Annotated in this window: 6 protein-coding genes and 1 rRNA gene; 2 read left to right on the forward strand and 5 right to left on the reverse strand. The window is 69.7% G+C overall.

Translation table 11 applies throughout. The features are described from left to right. Window positions 1-69, forward strand: a 5S ribosomal RNA gene (gene rrf, locus FE633_RS49920); the annotation flags it as partial. Between the two features lie 52 nt (window positions 70-121). Here the strand turns inward: rrf and FE633_RS40210 are convergent. From FE633_RS40210 to FE633_RS40225, 4 genes are all read right to left on the reverse strand, one after another. After that, the gene (locus FE633_RS40210) at window positions 122-793 is read right to left on the reverse strand and encodes a response regulator (RefSeq protein ID WP_138050116.1); all 672 of its coding nucleotides are present in this window, start codon (window positions 791-793) and stop codon (window positions 122-124) included. After that, on the reverse strand, window positions 790-2,133 hold the full coding sequence (locus FE633_RS40215; protein WP_138050117.1) for a sensor histidine kinase: 1,344 nt from the start codon (window positions 2,131-2,133) through the stop codon (window positions 790-792). The genes FE633_RS40210 and FE633_RS40215 overlap by 4 nt, the downstream gene beginning before the upstream one ends. 109 nt (window positions 2,134-2,242) lie before the next feature. Beyond that, window positions 2,243-3,013, reverse strand: coding sequence for a 4-hydroxybutyrate dehydrogenase (locus FE633_RS40220; protein ID WP_138050119.1), 771 nt, complete (start codon window positions 3,011-3,013; stop codon window positions 2,243-2,245). After that, window positions 3,010-4,014 (reverse strand): ATP-binding cassette domain-containing protein, encoded by a 1,005-nt coding sequence (locus FE633_RS40225; protein WP_138050120.1) that lies wholly within the window; start codon window positions 4,012-4,014, stop codon window positions 3,010-3,012. The genes FE633_RS40220 and FE633_RS40225 overlap by 4 nt, the downstream gene beginning before the upstream one ends. A 94-nt stretch (window positions 4,015-4,108) precedes the next feature. Here FE633_RS40225 and FE633_RS40230 point away from each other — a divergent pair, with 94 nt between their 5' ends. Next, window positions 4,109-4,657, forward strand: coding sequence for a GNAT family N-acetyltransferase (locus FE633_RS40230; RefSeq protein ID WP_138050121.1), 549 nt, complete (start codon window positions 4,109-4,111; stop codon window positions 4,655-4,657). Between the two features lie 42 nt (window positions 4,658-4,699). On the opposite strand, the gene FE633_RS48930 is transcribed toward FE633_RS40230, so the two are convergent. After that, window positions 4,700-5,657, reverse strand: a 958-nt coding sequence (locus tag FE633_RS48930; protein WP_246114047.1) for a type IV secretory system conjugative DNA transfer family protein, incomplete at its 5' end; no start/stop codon positions are given.

Raw genomic sequence — 5,657 nt, forward strand, 5'->3', positions numbered from 1 at the left:
GAAGCTAAGCCTTACAGCGCCGATGGTACTGCAGGGGGGACCCTGTGGGAGAGTAGGACGCCGCCGAACTAATTGTAGAGAAATCCCCCGTGCCATTCGGCACGGGGGATTTCTGCGTTTATCAGGACGATGGCTGCACCAGTTTCGTGTCGTACGCCAGAATCACCGCCTGGACCCGGTCCCTCGCGCCTGTCTTCGCGAGGATTCGGGTCACGTGTGTCTTCACCGTCGACTCCGCCAGATGCAGGCGGGAAGCGATCTCGGTGTTTGTCCAGCCCTGGCCGATGACGGTGAGGATTTCCCGCTCCCGCTGCGTCAGTACAGCTAGTCGGGGGTCCAGTGAAGGTGAGTCGTTCAGGGCCGAGGACGGTAAGTGCTGGACGTACGCGTCGAGAAGCCGTCGTGTCAGGCTCGGGGCCACCACCGCGTCTCCCGTCGCCACGGCCCGGATCCCGGAGAGGAGTTCCTCGGGGAGTGCGTCCTTGATGAGGAAACCGCTGGCGCCGGCGCGAAGGCCGGCGTACGCGTACTCGTCGAGGTCGAAGGTGGTGAGGATGAGAACGCGGGTGCGGTCGCCGGAGGCGATGATGCGGCGGGTGGCCTCGATGCCGTCGAGGCCGGGCATGCGGATGTCCATGAGGACGACGTCCGGGTTGAGTTCGGCCGTCATACGGACCGCCTCAGTGCCGTTGCCGGCCTCGCCCAGCACCGTCATGTCGTCCTGACTTTCCAGGAGCATGCGGAAGCCGAGACGCTGGAGTGGCTGGTCGTCGGTGATGAGGACGGTGGTCACTGGATGGCTTCCTTCGGTACGGCTTCCTGCGGTGCGGCTTCCTGGGATGTCGCTTCCCGGGATGTCGTTTCCTGAGGTGTCGCGTCCTGTGGTGCTGGGAGGGTTGGGAGGTGGAGGTGAATCCGCCAGCCGCCGGTCGGCAGGGGTCCTGCCTCAAGTGTTCCGCCGTACAGGGCCGTTCGCTCGCGCATTCCGGTGAGGCCGCGGCCCGGGGAGCCGTCCGGTGCGGGGCCTCCGCGTCCGGTGTCGGTGACCGTCACCGTGACGGCGCCGCCCTCCTCGTACGAGATCGAGACCTGTGAAGTGGCGCCCGGGCCGGCGTGTTTGAGGGTGTTCGTCAGGGCTTCCTGGATGACGCGGTAGACCGTGAGCTGGGTGCCGGCGGGGACGGGGGCCGCGCGGCCGTGGACCTTGAGGCGTACGGGGAGGCCGGCCGACCGTACGCCTGCGATCAGCTGGTCGAGGTCGGTCAGGGACGGCTGTGGGGTGAGTTCCGCGGTCGGGGCCTGCTCGCGCAGGACCTCCAGGAGGCGGCGGAGTTCGGCGAGGGCCTGGCGGCTCGTCGTGCCGATCGCCTCCAGGGCCTGGGCGGCTCGCTCCGGGGACTTGGCGGCCGCGTACGAACCGCCGTCGGCCAGGCCCGTGATGACGGAGAGATTGTGGCCGATGATGTCGTGCATCTCGCGGGCGATGCGGGTGCGTTCCGCTGCCGCGGCGAGCTGGGCCTGCTGGTCGCGTTCGACTTCGAGCTGTCGGGCGCGTTCGACGAGGGAGGCGAGGTACTCCTGGCGCGTGCGGACCGCTATGCCGCCGACCGCACACAGAGCGAGGCTCATGGTGACCGGGACGATGGTCGCGTCGGGGCCCTCCTCGCCGGGATAGCGGAAACCCAAGTCCCAGAAGGGGGCCGCGGCGAGCGCGAACGACCAGAGCAGGGTGCGCAGGCGGGTGCGCAGGGCGATGTTGAAGATGACGACGAACAGGGTCATGGAGGCCTGCAGCACCGCGCCCGTCCAGACGTTGGTCACGGTGAACGGCAGCATCACCAGCAGGACCGCGAAGGGATGGCTCCGGCGCCAGAACAGCGGTACCGAGAAGCCCAGGGACAGCGCTCCGAGCAGCCAGGCCGGTGTGTCGAGGTTCTCTGTGACGTTCTTCCAGCCGCCGCCCATGAAGTCGATGAGGCAGGCGGTCACGTAGAAGCCCGTCAGCAGGGTGTCCCACACCCACGGGCGGCGTCGGTCGAGGGCGCGCGCCCGCTGGACGATGCGGTGGAACTGGCGGGTGAGCGGCTGCCCGTTCGGCGACCATTCGCCCTGCCAGTCCTGTTCGCGTGTCACGGAGCCATCCTCGTACGTGCTCTGGCCACTCGTCCGGTCATTCGACTCGTCCCACGTCCGGTCACACGTCCAGTCACGCGTGCGGTCACACGTCCAGTCACGCGTGCGGTCACACGTCCCGTCGCCTCAGCAGCAGCCCGGCTGCCGCGAGGGTGCCGGCTGCCCACAGGGCGAGCGCGAGCAGTGCCGCGCCCGGTGATGCCATGTCCGCGGTGGCGTGGGCGTGGGTGAGGGCGTCGAGGGCGCTGACCGGGAAGTAGCGGACGGCGTCTTCGATGACGTCGTACGGGAGTGCGGTCAGGATCTCCGGCAGGATCAGGACACCGCCGATGAACGCGCCGATGCTGCCCGGGACCGAGCGGATCAGGGCGCCGAGGGCGAGGGCCATGACGCCCAGGAGGGCGAGACCCGCCGCGTTGCCGACGAGGGCGCGGGCGATGCCGGGGTCGCCGAGGGAGGCCTCCTGGTCCGTTCCGGAGAGGAAGGTCTGGGCGAGCGGGAAAGTGACGAAGTTCGTCGCGAGTACGACGGTGAAGGTGACCGCGCCCAGGACCGCAGCCTTGGACCACAGGACGGGCAGGCGGCGCGGAACCGCCGTCATGCTGGAGCGGATCATGCCCGTGGAGTGCTCGCCCGCCGTGACCAGGATGCCGAGCACGCCCATGATGATCGATGTGAACTGCATGCCGAGCAGGACGAGAAGGACCGTGTCGACGTCCGCGTCGCCGCCGCCGGACTCGTAGGTCGCGGCGATCGCGAGGCCGATGCCGATGGTCAGCGCGCTCGACAGGGCCAGGGTGATCCAGGTGGAGCGGACCGTCCACAGCTTGTGCCATTCGGAGCGCAGAACGCGGCTCGGCGTGATGGCGAGGGTGCTCATGCGGACTCCATAAAGGTGCGCTCGTGTGTGGCGGGGGTGGTGGCGGTGGTGGCCGTGGTGGCGGCGAACTCGACCGAGTCGCGGGTGAGGTCCATGAAGGCCTGCTCCAACGAGGCGGCCTGCGGGGTGAGTTCGAAGAGCGGGATGCCGTGGGCGGCTGCGGTGCGGCCGACGTGCTCGGCGTCCGTGCCGCGGACTTCCAAGGTTCCGGGGGCCGTGCTGGTCACGTCGACGTCCGGAGCGGTGAGCAGTTCGGTGAGCAGGCCGGCCTCGGGTGTGATGACCCTGACGGTTCCGGCGCCGGACGCGCGGACGAACTCGTCGACGGTCGTGTCGGCCAGCAGGCGGCCCCTGCCGATGATGATCAGGTGCTCGGCCGTGAGGGCCATCTCGCTCATCAGATGGGAGGAGACGAAGACCGTACGGCCTTCCGCGGCAAGGGACTTGAGGAGGTTACGGATCCACAGGACCCCCTCCGGGTCGAGGCCGTTGACCGGTTCGTCGAGGATGACGGTGGCCGGGTCGCCCAGGAGGGCGGCCGCGATGCCGAGGCGCTGGCCCATGCCGAGGGAGAACCCCTTGACGCGGCGACGTGACACTTCGGCCAGACCTGTCACTTCCAGGACGTGGGACACCCGGCTGCGGGGGATGCCGTGGGTGAGGGCCAGTGCCATCAGGTGGTGGTACGCCGTGCGGCCCGGGTGGACCGAGCGGGCCTCCAGGAGGGCGCCGACCTCGTTGAGGGGCGCGGGGTGGGCGGCGTACGCGCGGTCGCCGACGGTGGCGTGCCCGCGCGTCGGGGCGTCCAGGCCGAGGATCATCCGCATGGTGGTCGACTTTCCGGCGCCGTTGGGGCCGAGGAAGCCGGTGACGGTGCCCGGCCGGACGGTGAAGGTGAGATCGGATACGACGGTCTTGTCGCCGTAGCGCTTGGTCAGCCCGTGGGCGCTGATTCCCTGTGCACTGCTTCCCTTGGCGCTGATTCCCTGTGCGGTTGTCATGCCTTCGATGCTCGGCCGGGCGGAGGTGCGGAGCGTCGGACGGTGGCGGGATATCAGATGAGAGACGTAGTACCCGGGTATTACGGTGGCCCTCATGAGGGATGTGATCCGTTCCGTACGTGCCGACGAGTGGCCCGCGGCGAAGGAGCTGCGGCTGGCCGCGCTGCGGGATCCGGTGGCGCATCTCGCCTTTCTGGAGACGTACGAGGAGGCTGTCGGGAAACCCGACAGCTTCTGGCGGGAGCGGACGGCGGGAGCCGCCAAAGGGGTGCGCGGGCGGCAGCAGTTCGTGGCCGAGGGGCCCGACGGCCGGTGGGTCGGGTCGGTGGTCGTGCTCGTCGAGGAGGCGGGGGCCGAGGGCGCGCTCGGGGATGTGAGCGAGGTACGCCAAGGGCACCTCGTGGGGGTCTTCGTGCGGCCCGAGGCGCGGGGTGTGGGACTTACCGAGAGGCTGTTCGCCCGTGCCCTGGAATGGGCCTGGGAAGTGGCCGGGGTCGAGCGGGTGCGGTTGTTCGTGCACGAGCGGAACGCGCGGGCCGAGGGCTTCTACCGGAAGATCGGGTTCGTGCCGACGGGGAAGGCCGTTTCTGTGCCGGGTGATCCGGGCGCGCGGGAGCTGGAGTTCGTGATGAAGCGACCCTGAGGCGCTGACGCGGGCCGTGACGGAGCCGGCGCGGGGCGGGCCCTAGGCCGGGAGCTCCTGGTGGGGCCAGCGGGTGCGGGCCTGTTCTCGGGAGCGGAGGAGGGCCAGGGTGGGCATGCCTCGGTCGGCTCCGGTGGTGAGCAGGTCCGGGAGTTGGGGGAGCGGGGCCACCGCGGCGACGTCGTCCAGGACGAGTGTCAGTGGTGGGTCGAGGCGACCGGAGGATGACCGTTCGGCCATGCGCCGGCCGCGCTCGACCACGCTTGAGGCGAGGGCCGTGAGCAGCGGCATCGCTCCTGGGTTCGCCTTGGGGTCCTCGATGGGTTCACCCACCACATAAAGCGTGCCCCCTTCATTGATGAAGGAATCCAAGGTGAGGGCATCAGTTCGGTTGGGAGTACAGGATTCGCGGACGTTGACCGTGAAGAGGGAGGAGAGGGCGCGGGCCGTCAACTCCTGGGCCATGTCGCGTCGTTCGGGGTACGAGGTGAGGGCCGACTCCAGCTCGCCGGCGGCGCCGGAGGCCGCCTTGGGGTTCGTACGGAGGATGCGTACGGCCTCCTGGACCTGGGTGCCCTGGGCCCAGCGGTGGAGGTGGCGGACGGTGCGGCCGTCCGCGGCCGCGGCGTGCAGGTAGGTGCGCAGGAGCGTTTCCGCGGCGTCGGCGACCATCTGGTCGATCTTCGCGGTGGGGCGGACCGGGGCGAGGAGGGCTGCCGCCCGGGCCTTGGCGGTGTCCTTGTTCTCGCAACCCGTTGAGGGGGACCAGTGGAGGCGGGCCGGGGTGTCGCAGAGGTGGGAGGGGTCGTAGAGGAGGACGGGGCCGAGTTTCGCTCGGGCGTCCTTGGTCTGTGACCAGAGGGTGGGGTTCGAGGTGATGACGAGGGCGGGGCCCTCGGCGTCTCGTACCGCCTCGATGGCCAGGGGGTGGCGGGTTTCTGGGGGGCCGAGGATCAGGGGGCCGCGGGGGGAGGGTACGGGGGTGTTTTTGCCCCCCCCC

The sequence above is a fragment of the Streptomyces montanus genome, assembly GCF_005786655.1.
GTDB classification, from domain to species: Bacteria; Actinomycetota; Actinomycetes; order Streptomycetales; family Streptomycetaceae; genus Streptomyces; species Streptomyces sporangiiformans.

What these genes read in the sequence shown, in the direction of transcription:
- FE633_RS40220 (WP_138050119.1), bottom strand. Translation starts at nt 3,013, where the DNA reads ATGAGCACCCTCGCCATCACGCCGAGCCGCGTTCTGCGCTCCGAATGG.
- FE633_RS40225 (WP_138050120.1), bottom strand. Translation starts at nt 4,014, where the DNA reads ATGACAACCGCACAGGGAATCAGCGCCAAGGGAAGCAGTGCACAGGGA.
- FE633_RS40230 (WP_138050121.1), top strand. Translation starts at nt 4,109, where the DNA reads ATGAGGGATGTGATCCGTTCCGTACGTGCCGACGAGTGGCCCGCGGCG.